The organism is Streptomyces sp. NPDC029296 (genome assembly GCF_055569255.1).
In genome coordinates this window covers 186814-209005 of the sequence record NZ_JBVHXT010000004.1, presented here as the reverse complement: position 1 = coordinate 209005, position 22192 = coordinate 186814, and the positions used below count along the sequence as shown (strand labels likewise).

Here is a 22192-nt window from a genome sequence, read left to right as displayed (position 1 = left end):
TGCCACGGCACACATACGGATACGGGTGGCGCATGCCCTGCTGGGAGTGGTGACCGGGACCGTGTGGCTGGTGTTACCGCCGATGACGGCCGGGGCGCCCGATCCGGTTCCCGCCGCGCGCGCCGGGCCTGCGGCGCGCTCCGCCGCGGCGCGGCAGGAGGACGACGCACCGGCCGCCGACCTCGTGCTGCCGCTCGTCGCCGGGTTCACGGCCGTGGTCCTGGCCGGGTACGGCCGGCTGCGGCGCGTGCGGCGGCTGCGCACCCGGACGACTCCGGGGACCGTCCCGCCGCGGCCGCCCGCCCCCGGTGCGCCCGGCACCGGACGGCGGGCCCGGGCGGGGCCGTCCCCCGCCCGGGAGCGGTTCGGGCGGGGGCGCGCCGGGCGGCCCGCCCGGCCTCGCCCGCGCCGCCGGCCCGGCGGGCCGCGTTGAGCCGCCCGCCCGGCGCCGCCGGGCACCCACCGCCGCCGGGGTCCTCAGAACAGGCTCAGCAACGCCTCCGCCGGGTCGGTCAGGGCGTCGTCGCCGCCGGGCAGGGGGAGCTCGAACCACACCGTCTTGCCGCGCGGCGTCCGCCGGGACCCCCAGGCCGCGCTGAGCAGCCCGACCAGTTGCAGCCCGCGTCCGCCCTCGTCGGTGTCCCGGGCGCGCCGCCTGCGGGGCTGGACCAGGCCGGCGTCCCAGACCTCGCAGACCAGCGTGCGGTCCAGCAGCAGCCGGAGCCGGATCTCCCCCTCGCCGTACCGCAGGGCGTTCGTCACCAGCTCGCTGACCAGCAGCTCCGTCGTGTCGACCAATTGCTCCAGGCCCCAGGACAGCAGCCGGCCGCGGGCGTACTCGCGCGCCCGGCCCACGCTGCGCGGCTCGCGGGGCAGCGTCCAGTCCCCGACGGAGTCCGCGGGCAGCCCCTGCACCCGGGCCATCAGCAGGGCGATGTCGTCCTCGCCGTGGTGGGTGTCGAGGGTGTTGAGGACGTGGTCGCAGACGTCCTCCAGCGGCCGGCAGGGATCCGTGAGCGCCCCGACGAACGCCTTGAGGCCCTCGTCCAGCGGGTGGTCGCGGGACTCGACCAGGCCGTCCGTGTAGAGGGCGAGCAGCGCGCCCTCCGGCAGTTCGACCTCGACCTCCTCGAACGGCTCGCCGCCCACGCCGAGCGGCATGCCCGGGGGCACGTCCAGCATCAGCGCCGGCTCGCCGGGCTCGACCAGCACCGGCGGCAGATGGCCCGCGTTGGCGAACGTACAGCGCCGGGTGACGGAGTCGTAGACGGCGTAGACGCAGGTCGCGAGGTACACCTCGGACAGGTCGGCGTCCCGGGGCTGACGGGCCGTACGGGTCGCCTGCTGGACGCCTCCCCCGGAGCCGAAGGCCTGGGCGGGGCCCCCGGGGGTGCCGAGGCCGCGCGCGATCTCGTCCAGCGCGGACAGCACCTCCGCCGGTTCCAGGTCGAGCAGCGCGAGGGTCCGTACGGCCGTGCGGAGTTCGCCCATCGCCACGGCCGCGCGCAGGCCCCGGCCCATCACGTCGCCGACGACCAGTGCCGTGCGGTGGCCGGGCAGTTCGATGACGTCGAACCAGTCGCCGCCCACCTCGGTCGCCGCGTTGCCGGGCAGGTAGCGGCAGGCGATGTCCAGTCCGGACGCCTCGGGGTCGCCGGGCGGGAGCAGGGACCGTTGCAGTATCAGGGCGCGTTCGTGTTCGCGCCGGTACAGGCGCGCGTTGTCGATGCAGACGGCGGCGCGGGCGGCCAGCTCGACGGCGAGGTCCCGGTCCCGGTCGCCGAACGGCTCGCTGCCCTTGGTCCGGGCGAACTGGGCGAGTCCCACGACCGTGTCGTGGGCGACCATCGGCACGGCCAGCGTGGACTGCACGAGGCCGCCCTCCTCGGCGGGCACGCGCTGCGGGCGGGCGGTGCGCAGGGCCTCCGCGCAGGGCGAGTGGAACGGGAAGTGATGGACGGCGCCGACGTCGACGGGCTGCCCGGAGCTGCTGAAGGGGGCACCGGAGACGGCGCTGGCGAAGGCGACCCGGCGCAGTTCGGCGCTGCCGTCGGCGTGGCCGGGCGGGTTCTCGTCGCCGGCCAGCAGGCCCTGGTACAGGTCCACGGTGGCCAGGTCGCAGAAGCCGGGCACGACCACGTCGAGGAGTTCGCGGGCGGTGGTCTCCAGGTCGAGGGAGTTGCCTATGCGGGCGCCGGCCTCGTTGAGCAGGGCGAGGTTGCGCCGGGCGGCGGCTGCCTCGCGGGCGGCGGCCCGGCGGGCGGTGATGTCGGTGCCGAGCCAGGCGACGCCGATGGGCCGGCCGCTGCCGCTGTGCACGCGGTAGAGGTTGATGGACCAGTGCCGGCGTTCCTCGGAGCCGGGGACGTACCCGGTGACGTGCATGTCGGTGATGGACTCGCCGGTCTCCAGCACCCGCCGCAGGGTGGCCGAGACCCGCTCGGCCTCGGGGCGCGGCAGATAGTCGTGCACGCCCTTGCCCCGGTGGTCGTCGGGGCCGCCGCCGAAGATGGAGGCGAAGCGCTCGTTGGCGCGGCGGACCCGCAGATCGGTGTCGATCAGCAGGAAGCCGAAGGGCGACTGGCCGAAAATGGCCTGGGAGGCGGCGAGGTCGGTCTCGATGCTGCGCAGGGTGCGCACGTCCACGACGATGCAGACGGCGGCCTTCTCGCCCTCGGCGGTGCGCGTCGGCATGACGTACACCTCGGCCAGGCCCTCCTCGCCGCGGGTGCCGTCCGGCCGGTCCGGCATCCGGAACGGCACCACTCCGGTCCACTCGCGCCCGTCGAGGATTTCGGCCATCTTCCGCTGGCCGCGCTCGCGCAGGTCCGGATCGACGAACGCCTCTATGGGGTCCGTGCCGACGGCGCGGTCGGCCGGGATGCCGAACAGCTGCTCGGCCCGCAGGCTCCACTGGTCGACGAGGCCGCCGGGGCTGATGGCGAAGGACGCGACCCGGATGTAGTCGTAGATCGAGCCGGGCGGACTGCTCTGCCACAGGGCGTCGCCGGGTGCCGCCTCCGCCTGTGCGGCCTGACTCCTCGCGCCGTCCGACGGGTCCTCGGACTCCGTGGCCTTCGCTGGTATCTCGCTCACGCGAACCGTCCCCTCCAGCTCACCGCGTCCGGCACCGGTCACCGGGGGCGGCTGCCCGCAGTATCCAGCACTACGGCGCCACAGGACACGGTGTTCACGATCACAGGTCGGTCCAGATGTTTTTCGGACCGGTCCGTGACAACACTCCCACTCTTCTAACCAGGGAACACACCGCCGAACCACATGCCGCCGAACCATGTGCGCCCCCGGCGCGCGGGCCGTACGGCACGTCGCCGGCCGTACACCCCCGTGCCCCGCGGGTGCCCCCGTCTCACCCGGGTACGGCCAGCTCGAACCAGACGGTCTTCCCGTTCTCCCCGGGCCGGGTGCCCCAGCGGCGCGAGGAGCCGGCCACCAGCTGGAGGCCGCGCCCGCTCTCGTCCTCGGGGTGGGCGACGCGTTCGCGCGGGGGGTCGGGGAGCGGGTCGGAGACCTCCACCCGCAGCGTGTCGCCGTTTCCGGCGGGGCGCACCAACCGTACCCCGATGGGGCCGGTGGCGTGCCGCAGCGAGTTGGTGACCAGCTCGCTGACCAGCAGCGCGGCGAGGTCGGCGACGCAGTCCAGGTCCCAGCCGTGCAACTGGCCCCGGACCACCGCGCGGGCGGAGCGCACGGCGCCCGGCTCCGCGGAAAAGGTCCACTCGGCGCAGCCGCCATCGGTGTCGATCACGCCGATCACTTCCCAGGCCAGCGGAGCCCACCCATGTCCGGTTTCGTGGGGTTAATGGGCTCATACCCGATATCTGGCGGGCAGTACCGCACAGGGCGGCGCACTGTGGCACGAACGGCGTACGGGATGCTCCCCGGGCGTCGCGACCGCCCGGAGGCCGGGTGGGTGTGCGGACGCGGGTCCGGTCAGGGCCGCCCGCGCCCCGCGTCCCAGCGGGCGGACACCTCCCGCACCGCCGGGACGTCCTGGTCGAGCCAGTCGACCTCCCAGAGGCGGTCCGGGGTGAGCCAGCGCAGTGCGTCGTGGTCCTGGAGGGGACGGGGGGCGGGCGAGCCGGGACGCAGGCGGACGGTCCACACCCTCAGGACGTACGGCGTGCGCAGCGGCCACTGCCCCGGCACGCGCTCCACCGGCTCGGCGTCGACGCCCAGCTCCTCGCGCAGTTCGCGCACGAGGGCCTCCTCGGGCCGCTCGCCGGGCTCGACCTTGCCGCCGGGCAGCTCCCAGCGGCCGGCCAGGTCGGCGGGGGCGCTGCGGCGCGCGGCGAGCAGCCGGCCGCCGTCGAGCAGGGCGGCTCCCACCACCACGATCGGTTCCACCCGGTCGGTCGTGCACGTCATGGGGGAAGCCTACGAGAGCGCGCGGCCGGTCAGTTCCGCGCGCCGTCCCCGTTCCGGCCGATGCGCTCGACCCAGTAGAGCTGTTCCCGCCCCTGGCCGCCGAGGCTGTCGGCGGTCTTCTGCGCCTCCGCGCGGGTCGCGTACCGGCCGACGCGGTAGCGATTGCCGTTGTCGTCCTGCCGTATCACGATCCAGGGCAGGGAGACCGTGCCCTCACTCATCGCCCCCACCGCCCGTGCCCCTTCTCGCACCGTCCCACCCGCTTCCCGCGGACAAGGAAACCGCAATCCGCATATGCCCGAGCGTACGCCCTACCTTCACGCTGCGCATACGGATTTTCACAAAGAGGTACGCAACGAGCCAGAACGGTGGGGGGCGCACGGGGCCGGACGCGCCGTCGGAACCGCCACCGCCCCGGGTCGTGGGCGTGCCGGGCCCGCCGGCGCCCACCTGGGAGGACGGCCGGATCGGCACGGGCCGGGGCACGGGCGGTCCGGGCCGGGGGGCCGTCGGCGGGGCCGGCGGCGTACGCGGGTGTGCGTTAGCTCACGTGATGCGGACGGGGAAATTCCGCTCCGCGCGCCCCCGGGTCACGGCCCACGGGGGTCATCTGACGGGCAGGTGGTAGGCGACCCGGTAGCGGTCGGCCGGGATGACGACGTCGGCGGTCTCGACCGGGCGGCCGGAGGCGAAGTAAGTGCGCTGGACGACCAGCACCACGTGGCCGGGGACCCCGCCGAGCAGGTGGAGTTCCTCGGCGAGGCCGGGGCGGGCGCCAACCTCCTCGGTGACGTTGTCCACGATGACGTCGATGGCCCGCATCCGCTCGACCACGCCCATCCCGCCGAGCGGGCCCTCCTCGGGCAGCATCACGGGGGTGCGGCCGGTCACCGCGAGGGGCTCCCAGGAGGTGGAGAGCATCATCGGCTCGCCGGCCTCCCGGAAGACGTACCGGGTGCACATGACCCGGTCGCCGGCCTGGATCCCGAGCCGCTCGGCGACGGCCACGCCGGCCTCGGCCTGTTCGCTGCTGGACTCCCAGGTGCCGCGCACCGAGGTGTCGGCCTGCTCCTGGCGGAAGGGGGTGGCGCCGCCGGCCGGGCGGTATCCGGAGCGGGCCACCCGCCGGGGCACGGGCCGCTCGCGCACATAGGTGCCCGAGCCGGAGCGGCCCTCGACCAGGCCCTCGGCCATCAGCACCTTGCGGGCCTCCAGCGCGACCGTGTCCGAGACGCCGTACTCCTCGCGGATGCGGGCCTGCGAGGGGAGCCGGGTGTGGGGCGGCAGCGAGCCGTCGACGATCTTCTGGCGGAGATCACCCGCGACGCGCAGATACGCCGGCTGCTCACCGAAAGCCACTGGCCACTCCCCTCAGGTTGTACAGACAGCAACAGCCTGGCAACCGTGAGTTGGCCGGTGCAAGCAGAGGCCAGAGAATCACTCGATGTGATGATCTTGCGCCCGGAAGGGCTTTACGCAGGCACTTTCCCTCCCGTATAGGTGCCCTCGGCCCGCACCGGCTCACACCTGCATGCCGGTGCCGCTTCCCTCGCCGTCCGGCGCCGTGGGCGGGGTGGTAGCCAGACCCAGCACCGACCGCACGGGGACCGCGCGGATCGGATCGATCAGGTCCAGGCCGTTCTCGTAGTGCGCGGAGAAGGTGTCCGCGTCCCGGGCCCCGGCCGCCTGCGCCCACTGGGCGCGCGCCTTGTCCAGGTCGGCGGCCAGCGCGGTGACCGGCCCGGCGGCGCCGTCCGGCCAGTCGTGCGCGCGCAGCAGCCGGGCCTGCTCGCCGAGCGCGGCCGCCACCCGGCCCGCCCACGCCTTGTGGCCCGCCAGGTCGTCCTCCGGGTACTCCGCGTCGGGCGGACTCTCCAGCGCCGCGTTGAGCACGTGGGCGGCCCTCAGGTAGGCGACCTGGTCGGCGTCCAGGTCCGTCTCGTCGTTGCGCAGCGACCCGGTCAGGTCACCGCCCTCGTCGGTGTGGCCGAACACGCAGGTGACCTCGCGGTCCCCGGCGGCCCAGCTGTCCCCGGTCGGCGTCAGGAAGTACACCTCGACGTACCCCGGCACGGCCCAGCCGTCCATCGCGTAGCCGTCCCGCAGGGCCTGGCAGCGCTCGTCGGCGGTGTCGGTGACCGCGTCGTCCCCGGGGTAAGGGCCCCCGCCCGGCAGCCGGAAGGACGCGAAGGTTTCGCCGTCGTGCGTGCCGGTGCACGGCACCGTGTCCACGTCGTACGTCACACCGGACAGCGCACCGCCCGGCGCGTTGAAGCACTGGCCCTCCGTCAGCGAGACGCCGGCGCCGTCGTGTGCGCCCTCTCTGATTCCGTGCCACAGGGCCGAGGCGCCGCCCGTGGCGAACAGCACCGTCCAGAGCAGCAGTCCCACCCCGGACAGCACCGCGCCGCCCACGGCCAGCCCGGTGCCGCGCTCGCCGCGCCGGCGGATCTGCCGCAGCCCCGCCAGGCCGAGCACCAGCCCCACCCCGGGCAGGCAGCACAGCGCCCCGAGCACCAGGGAGGCGATGGCGAGGCCGTTGACCGGCGCCGGGGCGTTGTAGGGGCGGTAGCCCTGCGTCCACGGCTGGTACCCCGGCAGCCCCGGAGCACCGCCCCCGGCCCGCGGATACGGCGGCGGGCCGTACGGCCCCGGGGGAGCCGGAACGGGCCCTTCTGGCTGCTGGGGGCCGGAAGGCGGGGGTATGGACACCGGTACCGTGCTCCTGGGTCGGGCGGCGGCAGCACAGGACCGGCATGCCGGCGGCTGGACTGACGTACGACTGGCCGCATGGTAAGCGGCGCCGGAAGGGGACGGAACACGGCCCCGGACGGGCACGGGGCGAACGGGGGACGCGGCATGGGCGGGGCGGGCCGGGAGGGGCACGAGTGGGCGGGGTGACCGAGGAGACGGTCCGGCGGGTCAACGGGATGACGGCCCGCTGGGCGCAGGCCCTGACCGGGGGGACGGTGTTCTCGGCGCCGGGCGTCTGGCCCCTGCTGGCCTTCCTGGCCGACGGCGCGGCGGGCCCGGCGCGCGCGGAGCTGGCCGGCGCCCTCGGGCTGCCGGCCGGTCAGGCGGCCGGCGCGGCGCGCGAGTTGCTGGCGCGGCTGGCGTCGGTGTCCGGCCTGGACGCGGCGCTCGGCCTGTGGACGCACCACGGGCTGGCCCTGCGCGAGGAGTGGCGGACCGGGCTGCCCGCCGGCACCCACGGCCGGTTCGGGGACGACCTGGTCACCGCGCAGGAGCGGCTGGACGCGTGGGCGGCCGAACGGACCGGCGGGCTGGTCGAGCGGATGCCGGTGACGCTGACCCGCGAGGCACGGCTGGTGCTGGCCGGCGCGCTGGCGCTGCGGACGCGGTGGCGCCGGCCCTTCACCGAGCTGCCGCTGCGGCCGGACTCGGGCCCCTGGCAGGGCCGTACCCTGCGCGGGCTGCACCGGCGCAGCGTGCGGCCGGACCGGGTCGGGGTCACGGGCACCCCGGACGGCTTCGTCACCGCGCTGACGGTCCCCGGTGACAACGGCGTGGACGTCCACCTCCTGCTCGGCGAGGAGCGGATGGCGCCGGGCCGGGTGCTGGCGGCCGGGGTGGGCGTCGTGGAGCGCGTCCTGCCGCTGACCGGGGGCGGCTCCCTGCCGCACGGGCATGCCGGCCCCGGCCTGCACGTGGAGCGGCAGCCGGCCGCCACGCCGGAGCCGAGGACGCTGGACGTGCGGACGGTGGCGTACGAGGTCCGGGCCGACCACGATCTGCTGGCGCTGTCCGGCCTGTTCGGGCTCACGACGGCCACGGACACCCGGGTCGGCCACTTCCCGGGGGTGAGCGACCGGCCGCTGGCGGTCGGGGAGGCCCGGCAGTCGGCGGTGGCCCGGTTCGGCGCGCTCGGCTTCCGGGCGGCGGCGGTGACGGCGGTGATGCCGGTGGCGGCGGCCGGGGTACCGGAGTTCCGCCACGAGACCACGGTCGTCCGGGTCGCCTTCGACCGCCCCTTCGGCTTCCTCGCCACCGACCGCGACTCGCGCCTGGTGCTGGCCGCGGGCTGGGTCACGGACCCGGCGCCGTACCCGGTCACGGGGCTGGGACCGGGCGTGCCGGCGGTGCTGTGAGGAACCGGCCGGGGCCGGTGGGCGCGGGGCCGGCGGGTGTCCGGCGTCCGGGGAGTGATATCGGGGCGGTATAGCTCGCGGCGGGACGCTCGTGGTCATGACGGAGACCATGACCTGGGCCCCCGCGGAGATCACTCCCTCGGACGGCCCGCTGCCCGACCACCTGACCGAGCGTCTCGACGAACTGCTGCTGAGCGACGGCGCCGTGGTGTTCCGCGGTTTCGGGATCACGCCGGACGCCCTGGGCGGCGTACTCGACCGCGTGCTGCGCGACCGGCTCGCGTATGTGCACGGCAATTCCCCCCGCAGCCATGTGGGGGACCGTGTCTACACCTCCACGGAGTATCCCGCCGAGCAGACGATCTCGATGCACAACGAGTTGTCGTACTCGGCGCGCTGGCCCGCCCGGCTGGCCTTCTACTGCGAGACCACGCCGGGTTCGGGCGGGGCCACCCCGGTCGCCCCGGGCGCCGCCTGGCTGGCCGCGCTCTCGCCGAGGCTGCGCGCCGCCTTCGCCGACGGCGTGCGCTACACCCAGAACCTCCATGACGGCCACGGCTTCGGCAAGAGCTGGCAGGAGACCTTCGAGACCGCCGACCGGGCCGAGGTGGAACGGCATCTGGCGGCGATGCCCGGCACCACCTGGGAGTGGAAGCGCGACGGCGGGCTGCGGATCGCGCAGGTGCGCCCCGCCACCGTCACCCATCCGGTCACCGGCACGGAGGTCTGGTTCAACCAGGCCGACCAGTGGCACCACGCGGCGCTCGGCGACGAGACCGCCGCCGCGCTGGCCAGGATCATGCCGGAGGAGGACCTGCCGCAGCACGTCACCTTCGCGGACGGATCGCCGATCGACCCCGCCTACGTCCTCCAGATCCGCGACCGGGGCCTGGCCGCCGCGGTGGACGTCGACTGGCGGGCCGGGGACCTGCTGGTCGTCGACAACGTCCTGGTGGCGCACGGCCGCCGGCCCTACGCGGGGCCGCGCCGCGTCCTGGTGGCGATGTCCGGCTGAACCCGTGCCGCGCACATGGAAAGCCCGGCTCCACGCTCATGGAGCCGGGCTTTCCGTGAACCGCTCAGTTGTTGTCGTTCAGGTTCTCGTTCGCGTTGTTCTCGTTCGCGTTGTCGTTGTTCAGGTTGTTGTTCGCGTTGTTGTTCGCGTTGTTGTTCATCTCCGCCTCCTCTCGGTCGGTCGAGAAGAGCTTGGAACGCATTTCTACACTTCACCCATACCGCGCCTGGTATAGGGCTCTTATAGCGCGTGGGCCAACGGTTGCGGGAGGTACTTCGAAGAGGAGTGGCTATGGACAGAACGGCTGCGGGCAGCATCCTCGGAACGGTCGGGGGCACGCCCTTGGTGGAGCTGCACCGGCTTCTGCCCGGCTTCGGCGGAAGGGTATTCGCCAAGATCGAAGGATTTAATCCGGGGGGCAGCATAAAAGACAGGACCGCGGTGAGCATGGTCCTCGACCGCATCCACAGCGGGGAAATCGACCCGGACCGCTCGGTGGTGGTCGAATCGAGTTCGGGCAATCTCGCGGTGGGAATCGCCCAGCTCTGCCGGTACCACGGCATCCGGTTCATCTGCGTGGTCGACGCGAAGACCTCGCGGCAGAACCTCGCGATCCTGCGGGCCTACGGCGCCGAGATCGAGGAGGTGACCGAGCCGGACCCGCGCACCGGCGAGTTCCTGGAGCGCCGGCTGGAGCGGGTCCGCGAGCTGGTGGCGGCCATCCCCCACGCCTTCTGGCCCAACCAGTACGCCAACCCGCGCAACCCCGCCGCGCACGAGCACACCATGCGGGAGATCGCGGAGGCCCTGGACGGCCGGGTCGACTACGTGTTCTGCGCGACCAGCACCACCGGCACGCTCCAGGGCTGCGCCCGCTACGCCCGCGCCCACGGCCTGACGACGACCATGGTCGCGGTGGACGCCGTCGGCAGCGTGCTGTTCGGCGAGGCGGGCCCGGTACGGCGTCTGATCCCCGGGCACGGCGCGTCGGTCCGGCCGGCCCTGTTCGACCCGTCGGCCGCGGACCGGGTGGTGCACGTGACCGACCTCGACTGCGTCGTGGGCTGCCGGCGGCTGGTCGGCAGGGAGGCGGTGCTCGCCGGCGGCTCGTCCGGGGCGGTGGTCGCGGCGCTCCAGCAGATCAGCGACGAGATCCCGCCCGGCGCCACCTGCGTGCTGGTCTTCCCCGACCGGGGCGACCGCTACCTCGACACCATCTACGACGACTTCTGGGTGAGCGAGCGGTTCGGCGAGGTCGCACAGCTCTGGAAGCCCGAACTCCCCGTCCCCTCCGCCTGACCGGGCCCGCCGCCCGGACCCGACTTAGTTCACCCGATCTGTCACGCCTGGACCGGCACCGCGCCGGCGCCCGCGGCCACGGGGCCCCGGGTGCCGTCGCCCGAATATGGAGGGGGCATGGCGGCCCTCGCCAGCATCGGAAGGCTGACAGGCATCCATGACTGGAAGAGGCCGAGATGACCCCGAGAGATTCCGTGATGGCGCCGCCCGCCGACGAGGTGCGCGCCGAGCTGCTGCGGCAGCGGCTGGCCGGAGGGGGGCGGCGCGCACGGGCGGTCATCGAGCCGGCCGATCGCTCGGGCGCGCTGCCGCTCTCGTTCGGCCAGGAACAGATGTGGTTCCTCAGCCGGCTCGACCCGGACAGCACCGAGTACCTGGTCCCGGTCTCGTTCCGGCTGCGCGGCCCGCTCGACGCGACCGCGCTCGGGCGGGCCTGGGACGCGATGGTCGAGCGGCACGAGATCCTGCGCACCCGGCACGTGCTGGAGGGCGCGGAGCCCGAGCAGGTCGTCGACCCGCCGCGGCCGGGCACGCTCGCCGTCGCCGAGGCGGACGAGGAGCGGGCCCGCGAGGTGGTGGAGGACGCGTGTGCGCACGCCTTCGACCTGGCCCGCGACTGGCCGACGCGGGCCCTGCTGATCCGGATCGCGGACGACGACCACGTGCTGCTGCTGGTCTCCCACCACATAGCCTGCGACGCCTGGTCGACCGGCATCCTGATCTCCGAACTGGCGACCGCCTACGCGGCGTTCACCGAGCGCCGCGAGCTGCCCCTGCCCGCTCCCGCGCTCCAGTACGCCGACTTCGCCGCCTGGCAGCGGGGGCAGGCGGCCGGTGAGCGGTTCGCCGGGCAGCTCGCCTACTGGAAGTCGCGGCTGACCGGCGGCGAGCCGCTGGAGCTGCCCTTCGACCGGCCGCGTCCGGCGGTGCGCGGCCACCGGGGGGACGAGGTCGGCCTGGACTTTCCCGAGGGGCTGGCCGAGCGGGTCCGGGCCGTCGCCGACGAGCGCGGCACCACGGTGTTCACCGTGCTGCTCGCCGCCTACCAGGTGCTGCTCGGCCGCTACACCGGCCGCCGGGACGTGGCGGTCGGCACCGTCGTCTCCGGGCGCACCCGCCCCGAGTTGCAGGGCATGCTCGGCTACGGCGTCAACACCCTGGTGCTGCGGACGGAATGGGCCGCCGACGACTCCTTCGCCGGCCTGGTCGACCGGGTCAGGCGCACCAGCCTGGACGCGTACGACCACCAGGCCGTCCCCTTCGCCCGGGTCGTCGCCGAGGTCGAGCCCGAGCGCGACCTCTCCCGTACCCCGCTGTACCAGGCGGTGTTCACCCTGCACGAGGGCGGGGGCGACCGGTTCGGGCTGCCCGGCGTCGCGGCCGGGCCCTTCCTCGCCGACGGCGGCGTGGCCCGCTGCGACCTCGAACTCCAGGTGCGCGACACGCGCGCGGGCGGCTTCACCGGCCGGCTGATCTACGCCACCGACCTGTTCGACCGCGGCACCGTCGCCCGGATGGGCCGCCACCTGGTCCGGCTGCTGGACGAACTCACCTCCGCCCCCGGACGCCCGCTGTCCGCCGTGGAGATCCTGGACGACGGCGAACGCGACCGGTTCCTCGCGGCCGGCCGGGGTGCGCCCGCCGCCCCCTACCGCTCCGCGCCGGCACGGTTCACCGAGCGGGTCGCGGCCACCCCGGACGCCCCCGCCGTCACCGGCGCGGGCGGCACCGTGTCCTTCCGGGACCTGGACGACCGCGCCGGGATCCTCGCCGGCCGGCTGGCCCGCCGCGGGGTGGCGGCGGAGTCGGTCGTCGGCGTGCTGCTCGACCGCGGCCCCGACCTGCTCGCCGCCCTGCTCGGCACCTGGCGCGCGGGCGGCGGCTACGTCCCGCTGGACCCGGAGTTCCCGCCGGAGCGCTGGGCCGCCCTGCTCGCCGACGCGGGCGCCGGGGCCGCCGTCACCGACCGGGCCCGGGCCGGCCGGCTCGCCGAGGTCTTCCCCGGCGAGATCGTCGTCGTGGACGAGGCCGACCCCGAGGACGCCCCCGGCCCCCGCGTGCTGCCCGACCCGGACGCGCTGGCGTACATCGTCCACACCTCCGGCTCGACCGGCCGGCCCAAGGGCGTGCAGATCTCGCACGCGTCGCTGGCCGTCCATCTCGACTGGGTGCTGGCCGAGTACATCGGCGACGCCCGGGGAGCCGGCGCCCCGCTGTTCTCCACGGTCGCCTCCGACGTCGTCGTCCCGGTGCTGTTCGGCCCGCTGCTCGCGGGGCTGCCGGTGCACATGCTCCCGCAGGACCTCGACCTCGCCGACCTGGGCGCCCTGCTGACCCGCGACGCGCCGTACGCGTTCGTCAAGCTCACCCCCGGCCACCTGGAGCTGCTGGGCCACCAGCTCGCCGACGCCGACGTCGGCGGCCTCGCCCACGTGGTCGTCACCGGCGGTGACGCCCTGCTCGGCCCGACCGCGGAACGCTGGGACACCCTGCTGGGCACCGGCCGCCTGATCAACGAGTACGGCCCCACCGAGATCACCGTCGGCAACTCCACGCACGCGGTGGCTGGCGCCCAGCGGGAGGTCGTCCCGATCGGGCTGCCCATCCCCGGCACCACCATGTACGTGCTCGACGAGACCCTGCGCCCCGTCCCGCCCGGAGTGGTCGGCGAGGTCTGCGTCGGCGGCGCCGGGGTCGCCCGGGGCTACGCGGGACGGCCGGAGGCGACCGCCGGGACGTTCCTGCCCGACCCCTTCGGGGAGCCCGGCTCCCGGCTGTACCGCACCGGTGACCTCGGCCGGGTCCTTCCGGACGGCACCGTCGAGTTCGCCGGCCGCGCCGACCGCCAGCTGAAGATCCGCGGGTACCGGGTCGAACCCGCCGAGGTGGAGGCCGCGCTGGCCGCGCATCCGTCGGTCACCGAGGCGCGGGTGCTCGCCGTGGACGGCAGGCTCGCCGCGTACTACGTGCCCGCGGGCGCCGAGGCGGAGCCGGGCGCGCTGCGCGAGTGGCTGGCGCTGAGCCTGCCCGAGCACATGATCCCCGGCACGTTCACGGCGCTGGAGCGGATCCCGCTCACCCCGGTCGGCAAGCTGGACGTGGCGGCACTACCCGCCCCGGGCCCGGCGCGGGACGCGGCGAGGACGGCCCCGCGCACCCCGCTGGAGGAGCGGGTCGCCGGTGTCTGGGCGCAGGTCCTGCCGGTCGGCGAGGTCGGCGTGCACGACAGCTTCTTCGACCTCGGCGGCGACTCCATCCGGGCGGTCGCGCTGGTCGGCGCGTTGCGGGAGGCGAACCTGGACGTGTCGGTCCGGGACGTGTTCGCCCACCACAGCGTCGCCGCGCTGTGCGAGCTGCTGGCCGCCCGCCCGGCGCTGGCGGGGCGGGAGAGGGGCGTCGCCCCGTTCGCGCTGATCGGTGCGGAGGACCGGGCCCGGCTGCCCGAGGGCGCCGCCGACGCGTACCCGCTGTCGCAGAACCAGATCGGCATGCTCGTCGAGATGCTCGCCGACGAGCAGAACAGCTACCACAACGTCACCTCGTTCCGGATCAAGGACCCCAAGCCGTTCTCGCTCGCGGCCTGGCGGGAGGCGGCCCGGATCGCGGTGGCGCGGCACGAGATCCTGCGCACCTCGCTGCACCTGTCCGGCTACTCGGTGCCGATGCAGGTCGTGCACGCCGAGGCGGTGATGCCGGTCGGCATGGAGGTGCTGGGCCCGCTCCCGGACGAGGAGGTGCAGCGCGTGCTCGCCGGCTACGCGGCCGAGGACCGCGCCAACCTGTTCGACCTGGGCACGCCCACCCTGATGCGCGTCTTCGTCCACGTGACCGACGACGGCGGCTACTGGCTGTCCGTCACCGAGTGCCACCCGATCCTGGAGGGCTGGGGCCACCACACCCTGATCATGGAGCTGCTGGGGCTGTACGACCGGCTCCGGGACGGCCTCGAACCGGAGCCGTTCGACCGGCCGGCCGTCCGGTTCGCGGACTTCGTCGCGGCCGAACTGGCCTCGGTGGACTCGGCCGAGGACCGCGCCTACTGGAAGCAGGTCACCAGCGGCCACGCCCCGATGCGGGTGCCCGCGGGCTGGGGCGACCCGTCGCTGCCGGCCGGCTCCCGGTACCTGGTGCGCCGTACCCCCTGGTCGCACCTGGAGGACGGGCTGCGCGCGCTCGCCTCGGCGGCCGACGCCTCGCTCAAGAGCGTGATGGTCGCCGCCTACACCAAGGTGATGAGCCAGCTCACCGACGAGGCGGCCTTCCACACCGGGCTGATCTGCGACGCCCGCCCGGAGGAGGCCGGCGCCGACCGGGTCTACGGCATGTACCTCAACACCCTGCCGTTCCCCGTCGACCGGTCCGCGGCGACCTGGCGCGACCTGGTCCGCCGTACCTTCGAGCGGGAGGTGGAGCTGTGGCCGCACCGCCGGTTCCCGCTCGCGGAGATCCAGCGGGACGTGCCCGGCCGGCAGCGCCTGGTCAACGTGTACTTCAACTACCAGGACTTCCGGCAGGTCGACACCGATCTGATCGACATGGCCGGGACCGACGACAGCCCGACCGAGTTCCCGCTGACCGTCTCCTCCCGGGCGGGTCACATCTGGGTGACCGCCGACCCGCGCTTCGTGGACGGACGCAACGCCGACCGGGTCGCCGGGATGTTCCGCGCGGTGCTGGAGTCGATGGCCGCCGGACCGGACGGCGACGCGCGGGCCATCCGGCTGCCCGAGGGCGAGCGCGAACAGCTCGCCGCGTGGACCGCGAACGCCCGCACCCCGCTCACCCTGGACGTGCCCGCGGCGGTCGCCGGGTTCGCGCGGCGGACCCCGGACGCGCCCGCGCTGACCGATGCGACGGGCACCCTCGACTACCGGCGGCTCCAGGAGCGGTCGGGCCGGCTGGCCCGCCGGCTGACCGCCGCGGGCGTCGGCCCGGACACCGTCGTCGGGCTGTGCATGGACCGCTCCGCGGAGCTGGTCGTCGCCGTGCTGGCGGTGCTCAGGGCGGGCGCGGCCTATCTGCCGCTCGACCCGGAGCTGCCGGCGGACCGCCTCGCCTACATGCTCTCCGACGCCGGTGCCCGCTGGCTGGTGACCGGCCCCGGCGCCCCGGACGGCCCGAGCGCCGCCACCGTGCTGCCCCTGGACGGCCCGGACCCGGCCGGCACCCCGGCCGGTGTTCCGGCGGACCCGGAGAACCTGGCCTACGTGATCTACACCTCCGGTTCCACCGGGCTGCCCAAGGGCGTGCTGGTGCACCGGCGGGGCATGGGCAACCACCTGCTCGCCAAGGTGGAGGACCTCGGGCTGACGGCCGCCGACACGATCGTGCAGAACGCCTCGCAGGGCTTCGACATCTCCGTGTGGCAGATGCTCGCGGGCCTGGTCACGGGGGGCCGTACCCGGGTGGCCGACCGTTCGGTGGCGCTCGACCCGAAGGCGCTGTTCGGCCTGGTCGACGCCGAGTCGGTGACCGTGCTGGAGGTCGTCCCGTCCCTGCTGCGCGCCGCCCTGGACCTGTGGGACCTCGGCACCGGGGCGCCAAGGCTCGCGACGCTGCGCTGGCTGGTGGTCACCGGCGAGGAGCTGCCGCCGGAGCTGTGCGCACGCTGGTTCCGGCGCTTCCCCGGCATCCCGCTGGTGAACGCCTACGGCCCCACCGAGTGCTCCGACGACATCACCCACGCCATCCTGACCCCCGAGAGCGCGCCGGCGCAGCGGGTGCCCATCGGCACGGTGGTCCGCAACACCGGGCTGTACGTCCTCGACGAGGAACTGCGCCTGGTCCCGGCGGGGGTCGCGGGCGAGCTGTACGCGGGCGGCACCGGGGTCGCCCGGGGCTACGGCGGCCGGCCCGCGCTGACCGCCGAGCGTTTCGTCCCCGATCCGTTCGGCACACGGCCCGGCGACCGGCTCTACCGCACCGGCGACCTGGCCCGCTGGCGGGCCGACGGCCACCTGGAGTACCTCGGCCGGATCGACGACCAGGTCAAGATCCGCGGTCACCGGGTGGAGCTGGGCGAGATCGAGGCCGCGCTCACCGCGACCGGGCTGGTGCGGCAGGCCGTGGTCGCGGTCCGGGGCGGACAGCCGGTGGGGTACGTGGTGGCCGAGGAGGCCGACCCGGCCGCGCTCCGGGCCGCGCTGGCGCCCACCCTGCCCGAGTACATGATCCCGGCCGCGTTCGTCACGCTGGAGCGGATCCCGCTCACCCCGAACGGGAAGGTGGACCGCAAGGCGCTGCCGGATCCCGGCTCCTCGGCGTTCGCGCGGGCCGCCCACGTCGAACCCCGCACCGCCCTGGAGCGCCGGGTCGCGGCGGCCTGGCTCGACGCGCTGCCGGTGGACCGGGTGGGGGTGGAGAACGCCTTCTTCGACCTCGGCGGCGACTCGATCCGGGCGGTCACCGTGGCGGGCGTGCTGCGCGCCGAGGGCCTGGACGTGACCGTGCGCGACATCTTCCAGCTGCGGACCGTCGCCGCGCTGTGCGCGGCGGTCGGGGAACGGCCGCTGCTCGACGCCGCGGCCCAGCAGGTCGTGGCGCCGTTCGCGCTGGTGCCCGAGGAGGACCGGCCGCTGCTGCCCGACGGGCTCGCCGACGCCTATCCGCTGGCGCGGAACCAGATCGGCATGGCCGTGGAGATGCTGTCCGGCGACGGCCGCGACAGCTATCACGACGTCACCTCGTTCCGGATCAGGGACGAGCGGCCGTTCGACGCCGGGGCGTTCCGCCGGGCCGTGGACGAGCTGACGGCACGGCACGAGATGCTGCGGACCTCGATGCACCTGTCCGGGTACTCCGTGCCGATGCAGCTCGTGCACGCGAGCGCACGCATCCCGGTCGAGGTCCGCGACCTCGGCGACGGCACCCCGGCCGACGTGGAAGCGGCCGTGCGCGCGATGGCCGGGCAGGGCGATCTGTTCGACCTGGCGCGGGCGCCCCTGATGCGGATGACCGTGCTGCTGGAGCCGGACGGCCACTGGACGGTCGTCTTCACCCAGGCGCACCTGATCACCGAGGGCTGGACGTACCACCAGCTGCTGATGGAGCTGGTCACCTGCTACCGCCGGCTCAGGGACGGGCTGGAGCCGGAACCGCACCGGCCCCCGGCCGTCCGGTTCGCCGACTTCGTCGCCGAGGAACTGGCCTCGCTGGCCTCCGCGGAGGACCGCGTCTACTGGGAGGGCGTCCTTGCGGGCAGGGTCCCCTTCGCCTTCCCCGACAGCTGGGGAGGTGGCGGCGCGCGGCCGGCGGACACCACCGACGTCGTCGTCGGCCTCGCCGATCTCCAGCCCGCGCTGCGGGACCTCGCCGCGCGGGCCGAGGCCTCCGTGAAGAGTGTGCTGCTGGCCGCGTTCGTCAAGGTCATGGGGGCGCTCACCGAGGAACGCGATGTCCACGTGGGGCTGGTCTGCGACACCCGGCCGGAGCGGATCGGCGCCGACCGCGTGCACGGGATGTACCTGAACACGGTGCCGTTCCCGGTGGACCGGACGGCGGCGACCTGGCGGGAGCTGGTGCGCTCGGTGTTCCGCGGCGAGGTCGGGCTCTGGCCGCACCGCCGCTACCCGATGTCGGCGCTCCAGCGCGGCTGGAGCCCGGGCCGGCTGATCGACACCATCTTCAACTTCGTGGACTTCCACCAGGTGGACACCGAGCTGGTCGATGTCGCGGCCGGCCGGGGCGGCAGCCTGCGGACCGAGTTCGGGCTCAATGTGATCGCCCGCCCGGACCGGCTGGGGCTCAGCCACGACCCGCGGGCCGTCTCCCGCTCCGAGGCCGAGCTGGTCGGGCGGATGCTGCGCGCGGTGCTGGAGGCCATGGCCCACGACCCGGAGGGCGACGCGCGCGGCCCCGTGCTGCTCGCCCCGGCCGCCGTGCCCGAGCCGGCCGCGCCGGTCCGGGCCCGGCTGCACGAGCTGGTCCGGCAGCAGGCGGCCCGCGTCCCGCACCGGCCCGCCGTGGTGTCCGGGACGGTCACCCTGTCGTACGCGGCCCTCGACCGGCGCGCGAACGAGCTGGCCGAGCGGCTGGCCGACCACGGGGTCCGCCCGGGCGACCGGGTCGGCGTGCACGTCGAGCGCTCCGCCGACCTCGTCGTGGCGCTGCTGGGCGTGCTCAAGTCCGGCGCCGCCTATCTGCCGCTCGACCCGGCCCTGCCGGCCGGCCGGCTCACCGGGTACGCGGCCGACGCGGGCGCCCGGATCGCGGTGACCGGGCCGGGGCTCGCCCTGCCGGGACTCGAGGCCGTGTCCCCGGCGGGCAGCGGGCGTCCGGTGGCCGCCCCGGAACCGGCCGGGGACCTGGCGTACGTGATCCACACCTCCGGTTCGACGGGACGGCCCAAGGGGGTCGCGGTCACCCACGCCCAGGCGGCCTCGGTGGTCCTGGCCGCGCTGGAGCGGCTCGGCATGGCCGAGGGCGAGGTGTGGGCGCTGACCCACTCCCCGGCGTTCGACGTATCGGTGTTCGAGATCTTCGGCGCGCTGCTCTCGGGCGGGACGCTGGTCGTCCCCGACCGGGAGACCGCCCGCTCGCCGCGCGAGCTGCTCGGCGTGGTCGACGAGCACGGCGTGACCGTGCTGTGCCAGACGCCGACGGCCTTCCGGGGACTGACGGAACTGGTCGCCCAGGGCGCCGATCCCGGGCTGCGGGCGGTGGTGCTGGCCGGGGAGAAGGTGCGCTTCGGGGAACTGGCCCCGTGGGCCGGGCGGCTGGAGCGTACGGTCCTCGTCAACATGTACGGCCCGACGGAGACCGCCATCTACGCGACGGCGCACCGGATCACCGCCGAGGACATCGCCGGGGCCGGCCGGAGCGTGATCGGCCGGCCGCTGCCGGGCGTGCACGCCGAGCCGCTGGACGCGGCGGGACACCCGGTCCCGGACGGGGTGCCGGGCGAGCTGTACCTCGGCGGCGCGGGGGTGGCCGTCGGCTACCTCGGCGACCCCAGGTCCACGGCCGAGCGGTTCGTGCCCGACCCGGCGGGCGGGCCGGGTTCCCGCCGGTTCCGCACCGGCGACCGGGTCCGCCGGCTGGCCGACGGCTCGCTGGAGTTCCTCGGCCGGCTCGACGACCAGCTGAAGATCCGCGGCCACCGGGTGGAGCCCGGCGAGGTCCGCGCCGCCCTCCTGGCCACCGGTCTGGTCACCGAGGCGGCCGTGGTGGCGGTGGGCGGCGAGCTGGTGGCCTACGCGGTGGGTGACGGCACCGGCCCGGCCGGGCTGCGCGGGGCGCTGGCGCGGGTGCTTCCCGAGCCGATGATCCCGGTCGCGTTCGTGCTGCTGGACGCGCTGCCCCGGACGGTCGCCGGCAAGACGGAGCTGCGCGGGCTGCCGGCGCCGGGGCCCGAGGCGTACGTCCGGGCGGAGCCGGTCGCGCCCCGGACCCCGCTGGAGGAGCGGGTCGTGGCCGTCTGGCGGTCCGTCCTCCCGGTGGACGAGTTCGGTGTCGAGGACGACTTCTTCGACCTCGGCGGCGACTCCGTCCGCGCCTTCCGGGCGACCGAGGCCCTGCGCCGCGAGGGCGTGCGCGTCTCGGTCCGGGAGGTGTTCGAGTACCGCACGGCGGCCAGACTCTGCACCGCCCTCACGTAGCGCTCCGCGGTCCCGCGGGACCCACGGGGTCCTACGGGTCCATGGCGAAGGCTCTCCTCCCCGGTCGGGAGGAGAGCCTTCGCGTGTACGGGGGCCGGGCGAGGGGCCTCTGGTGCCGGGACCGCGGTGGGGGGTCTTCTCGTGGGCCGGGACCGGCTGACGTGCCTCCTCGCGGACGGGGACGGGGCCCGGCCGGCGAGCCTCGTCGACGGGGCCGGCCGACGGGCTTCTCCGCGTGCCGGATGCCGGGCTCCTCACGTGCGGAACCCGGCCGGCAGCCCTCCTCGCGGGCGGCCCATCCCGCCGGTCTGGTGGGCGGGCCCGGTCGACGGGCCGTCTCGCGCACCGGCCCCGGCCCACGGGCCCTTGTGTACAGACCCCGCCCGGCCGGCGGGTCCCTCGCGTACAGGCCCTGGCCGGCCCCCTCCCGTGCGGGGCCCCGGCCGGCGAGGTTCACCGGGCGGGCGTCGCGGGGTGGGGCCTGGGCATGGGTGTGCCCAGCGGCCGGGGCTCCCCGGCCCGGGGGCCGGGTGGGGAGTCTCGACCGCTGGGCGGTCCGGCTGGGTCAGGGGTTGCGGATGGCCGGGCTGGCGGCGGCCGCGACGGTGCACAGGAGCATGGCCGCGGCGACCCCGAGCAGCACGGTGACGGTGCTGAAGGCGCCCAGCAGGAAGCCCGCGGCCAGCGCGCCCACGGAGTTGGCCCCCCAGGAGGCCAGCATGACCGCGCTCATCGCCTTGCCGTGGATCTCGTCGGGGACCAGGTGCGCCATGTAGGCCCCGGCGCCGACGTTGAGCGCCGCGCCCGTGAAGGACATCGCCGCGTACAGCGCGAGCAGGGCCCAGTACTGCGTGGTCAGGGCGACCGCGGGGACCAGGACCGTCCAGCTCGCCAGGGTGCCCAGCAGGATGTTCGGCAGCCTGATCCCGGTCAGCAGCTTGGCGGCCGACAGCGCGCCGGCCACCCCGCCGAGACCGGAGACCAGCCCGATCAGCCCGACCTGGGCCGCCGAGCCGCCGTGTTCCCGGATGACCACGAGCGGGGCCATGTTGACGATCTGGAACAGCAGGTTGGTGACCGCCACGACGCCGATCGCCGCGCGCAGGAACCGCTGTCCCCACAGCCAGGACAGGCCCTGGCGCACCTCCGCCTTCCAGTCCCGCCCGCCCGGTCCGCGTTCCTCCTGGAAGGGCGCCTTGACCAGGCTGAGGTTGACCAGGGACAGCAGGTGCCCGGCGGCGACCACCCCGAACGGCAGCCAGCTCGCGACCGAGAACGCGGCGCCGCCGACCGGCTGGCCGAGCAGGCCCGCCGCCCGTCCCCGCGCCTCGTTCTGGGCCAGCGCGGAGGACAGCCGGTCGGGGTGCACCACGTTGCGGACCGCGGTGCGCTCGGCCAGCTGGTAGAAGATCGTCGCCGCGCCGTCCACGAAGGCGACCGCGAGGACGTGCGGCAGCCAGACCCGGCCGGCCAGCACCACGGCCACCACGCTGGCCATCGCCGCCAGCCCGACCACGTTGCAGATCAGCATGAGGCGGCGCCGGTCCCAGCGGTCCACCAGCACCCCGGCGGGCAGCTGGAGCACCAGCATGGGCAGCAGCCCGGCGAACGCGACCAGTCCGGCGTCGGCGGCGGTGCCGTTGCCCCACAGGATGAGCAGCGGGTAGGCGATCACCCCGGTGGGGGGGGGGGGGGGGGAGGGGGCGGGGGGGGGGGGGGGAGGGAAGGAGGGCCAGGTTGGTGCACAAAGGAGGGGGGGGGGGGGGGGGGGGGGGGGGGGGGGTGGC

The 22192-nt window shown here is 75.1% G+C and carries 13 protein-coding genes; 5 read left to right on the top strand and 8 right to left on the bottom strand.

The window, feature by feature from the left end:
- The first annotated feature begins 25 nt into the window (after positions 1-25).
- Positions 26-433, top strand: a complete 408-nt coding sequence (locus tag ACZ4W9_RS05305) for a hypothetical protein (RefSeq protein ID WP_467933328.1) — start codon at positions 26-28, stop codon at positions 431-433.
- A 44-nt stretch (positions 434-477) separates the two neighbouring features.
- Here ACZ4W9_RS05305 and ACZ4W9_RS05300 read toward each other — a convergent pair whose 3' ends face one another.
- The 6 genes from ACZ4W9_RS05300 to ACZ4W9_RS05275 form a co-directional block, all read right to left on the bottom strand.
- Positions 478-3096 carry a SpoIIE family protein phosphatase gene (locus ACZ4W9_RS05300; RefSeq protein WP_467933326.1) on the bottom strand — a complete coding sequence of 873 codons (2619 nt, stop codon included), beginning with the start codon at positions 3094-3096 and terminating at the stop codon, positions 478-480.
- A 271-nt stretch (positions 3097-3367) separates the two neighbouring features.
- Positions 3368-3775: an ATP-binding protein gene (locus tag ACZ4W9_RS05295; protein WP_467933324.1), complete on the bottom strand. Its 408-nt coding sequence runs from the start codon at positions 3773-3775 to the stop codon at positions 3368-3370.
- Between the two features lie 176 nt (positions 3776-3951).
- Positions 3952-4386, bottom strand: a complete 435-nt coding sequence (locus ACZ4W9_RS05290; protein WP_467933323.1) for a (deoxy)nucleoside triphosphate pyrophosphohydrolase — start codon at positions 4384-4386, stop codon at positions 3952-3954.
- A gap of 29 nt (positions 4387-4415) precedes the next feature.
- On the bottom strand, positions 4416-4607 hold the full coding sequence (locus ACZ4W9_RS05285; protein ID WP_467933322.1) for an SPOR domain-containing protein: 192 nt from the start codon (positions 4605-4607) through the stop codon (positions 4416-4418).
- 385 nt (positions 4608-4992) lie between these two features.
- Positions 4993-5745: a GntR family transcriptional regulator gene (locus ACZ4W9_RS05280; RefSeq protein ID WP_467933321.1), complete on the bottom strand. Its 753-nt coding sequence runs from the start codon at positions 5743-5745 to the stop codon at positions 4993-4995.
- Positions 5746-5907: 162 nt separating this feature from the next.
- Entirely contained in the window at positions 5908-7098 is a 1191-nt protein-coding gene (locus tag ACZ4W9_RS05275; RefSeq protein WP_467933319.1) for a DUF4190 domain-containing protein, read from the bottom strand.
- A 218-nt stretch (positions 7099-7316) separates the two neighbouring features.
- Between ACZ4W9_RS05275 and ACZ4W9_RS05270 the strand changes: the two genes are divergently transcribed.
- Together ACZ4W9_RS05270 and ACZ4W9_RS05265 are read left to right on the top strand one after the other, a co-directional pair.
- Positions 7317-8495 carry a serpin family protein gene (locus ACZ4W9_RS05270; protein WP_467933430.1) on the top strand — a complete coding sequence of 393 codons (1179 nt, stop codon included), beginning with the start codon at positions 7317-7319 and terminating at the stop codon, positions 8493-8495.
- Positions 8496-8592: 97 nt separating this feature from the next.
- Entirely contained in the window at positions 8593-9510 is a 918-nt protein-coding gene (locus tag ACZ4W9_RS05265; protein WP_467933318.1) for a TauD/TfdA family dioxygenase, read from the top strand.
- 64 nt (positions 9511-9574) lie between these two features.
- On the opposite strand, the gene ACZ4W9_RS05260 is transcribed toward ACZ4W9_RS05265, so the two are convergent.
- The gene (locus tag ACZ4W9_RS05260; RefSeq protein ID WP_467933317.1) at positions 9575-9712 is read right to left on the bottom strand and encodes a hypothetical protein; all 138 of its coding nucleotides are present in this window, start codon (positions 9710-9712) and stop codon (positions 9575-9577) included.
- 89 nt (positions 9713-9801) lie between these two features.
- Between ACZ4W9_RS05260 and sbnA the strand changes: the two genes are divergently transcribed.
- Both sbnA and ACZ4W9_RS05250 read left to right on the top strand, forming a co-directional pair.
- The gene (gene sbnA / locus ACZ4W9_RS05255) at positions 9802-10809 is read left to right on the top strand and encodes a 2,3-diaminopropionate biosynthesis protein SbnA (protein ID WP_467933316.1); all 1008 of its coding nucleotides are present in this window, start codon (positions 9802-9804) and stop codon (positions 10807-10809) included.
- 176 nt (positions 10810-10985) lie between these two features.
- The gene (locus tag ACZ4W9_RS05250) at positions 10986-20405 is read left to right on the top strand and encodes a non-ribosomal peptide synthetase (protein ID WP_467933314.1); all 9420 of its coding nucleotides are present in this window, start codon (positions 10986-10988) and stop codon (positions 20403-20405) included.
- A gap of 565 nt (positions 20406-20970) precedes the next feature.
- On the opposite strand, the gene ACZ4W9_RS05245 is transcribed toward ACZ4W9_RS05250, so the two are convergent.
- Positions 20971-22080 (bottom strand): MFS transporter, encoded by a 1110-nt coding sequence (locus tag ACZ4W9_RS05245; protein ID WP_467933313.1) that lies wholly within the window; start codon positions 22078-22080, stop codon positions 20971-20973.
- Positions 22081-22192: the final 112 nt, after the last annotated feature.